The following is a 1,897-nucleotide window of genomic DNA, read 5'->3' on the forward strand; positions in this document are numbered from 1 at the left end:
CCATCGAAGATTCGGTTCGGTGGCTGTTTTAAGAATAATTTGCGTGGACTTCCCTATGGCAAGGATGGAACAATTTGATGTCAGAAGTGGACCAAAAACATGGCAAGAGTGGAACAATCGCATGGCTGTAGTCAATAAGTACCTCCTGCTTAATATACTGCTCAATATTTAATATCTCTTCTACTTCCATTAAACAATAATCAACATATGCTTCTATAGTTTTCTCAAATGGTGGTGCCAAATAGCGTGGAAGTTGTTCTATGTCTATATAAGGTTGAAGCATTTTATTAGATGAATAGTAATAGGGAAACGTACTAAATGGATAATCAGACAAGCACTTCACCATGGGTATTTTTGTTTCGATTGGATTTCGGTGTATCTATCGGCTAACGGCCAGCACGGCTTGAGGAGAATCAACTTCTTTAGAAAAATAACGACCTTGACAGATTTATCCGACATGACTGTAACGCTTTGCACAATAATCACTATATTTACGACTAATGTGCCGCATAATTTTAGATAAGTCGTCTTCTGAACGGATTAATAAACGATAATAAGTAGTCATGATAAAGGCTTGCGAATATCTTCAGAACGTTCAGATGTATTTTTCTCTTTCAATCCGCTGCTCTGTAAAGACAAAACAAAATCCAGCCTGTCTAAAATCGGACCAGACACTTTCAGTTGGTAGTTTGTCACCTGTTTCGAAGAACATGTACAGTATCGCTCATGGGAACCATAATAACCACATGGACAAGGATTCGTTGCAGCAATCAAAGTAAACGAAGCCGGATAGCTCACAGTCTGCTTGACCCGACTAATCGTCACTTCACCAGACTCCATCGGCTGCCGCAACATATCCAGCGTCTTCCGAGAAAATTCACCCAGCTCATCAAGAAACAGTATTCCACGGTGCGCCAAAGAAATCTCTCCAGGCCTCGGATAAGTACCCCCACCAATCAGTGATATGGCAGAAGCGGAATGATGCGGTTGACGATACGGCGGACGCAACGTCATCCCCTGCTTTTCCCGCGCGAGATGATACAAGCTATACACTTCAAGTGCCTCTTCCTGTGCCAAGTCAGACATAATGGAAGAAAATGCACATGCCAGCATACTCTTGCCGCACCCCGGCGGACCAATCAATAACGTATGATGTCCCCCTGCCGCCGCAATTTCCAGTGCGCGCTTCGCCTGTTGCTGGCCACGGATTGAGGCAAAATCCGTCTCCGGCAGCTCGTGAGTAGATGCCTGTTCTGTAATAACAGGAGATAGAAAGCCCTCAAACATGAACGTAGACTGTCCTCGAAGATGCTCAAGCAACGCTTCCACTGTCGGAAGCGGAATCAACTCCACGTCTTGCGCAAAGTCAAGAAACGATACATCCACAGGTGGCAAATAGATCCGTTTGAATCCTAAAGTCAACGCTTGCTGGATTGCAGGCAACAAGCCATGGAATGGAACCAATTCACCATGCAGTGATAGAGACGTAATCACACAGATGGAATCATCTAGCGGCAAAGGCTGATCCGTCAGTTCCTGAATAGCCGCAAGCAACATTGCACCATCAAAACCCGTCCCGCTCTTCCGTATATCGCAGACGACAAATGAATCGTAATCTTCTTCATTGTCAAATCAAAATCCAAATGATGCAAACAACTTAAAATACGCTCTTTCGATTCCTGTAACCGTCAAGTAGAATTCAACAGTTTTCGATAAATAACTTTCAACAGTTTTCATCAATTAAGACTCAACACTTCATTCTGTAAAAAGGGTTTTTCTGTATTTCATCCGAATGCTATCCTGCTCTTCACTAAATGTAAGAATTTCGCTGCGATGAAGAAGACGATCTAGGATTGCAGTAGTCAGAGTTGGGTCACCCAAGAACTTTCCCCATTCA

The 1,897-nt window shown here is 43.4% G+C and carries 2 protein-coding genes; both read right to left on the reverse strand.

What is annotated here, in order from left to right:
- Nucleotides 1–561 precede the first annotated feature (561 nt).
- Nucleotides 562–1,590 carry a YifB family Mg chelatase-like AAA ATPase gene (locus tag CSV69_RS16485; RefSeq protein ID WP_255396897.1) on the reverse strand — a complete coding sequence of 343 codons (1,029 nt, stop codon included), beginning with the start codon at nucleotides 1,588–1,590 and terminating at the stop codon, nucleotides 562–564.
- Between the two features lie 165 nt (nucleotides 1,591–1,755).
- Nucleotides 1,756–1,897: ATP-binding protein (locus CSV69_RS16490; protein WP_158232712.1), on the reverse strand; the 142-nt coding region annotated here is incomplete at its 5' end.

Origin of the sequence: Sporosarcina sp. P26b, from assembly GCF_002743245.1 — a bacterium.
Classification (GTDB): Bacteria; Bacillota; Bacilli; order Bacillales_A; family Planococcaceae; genus Sporosarcina; species Sporosarcina ureae_C.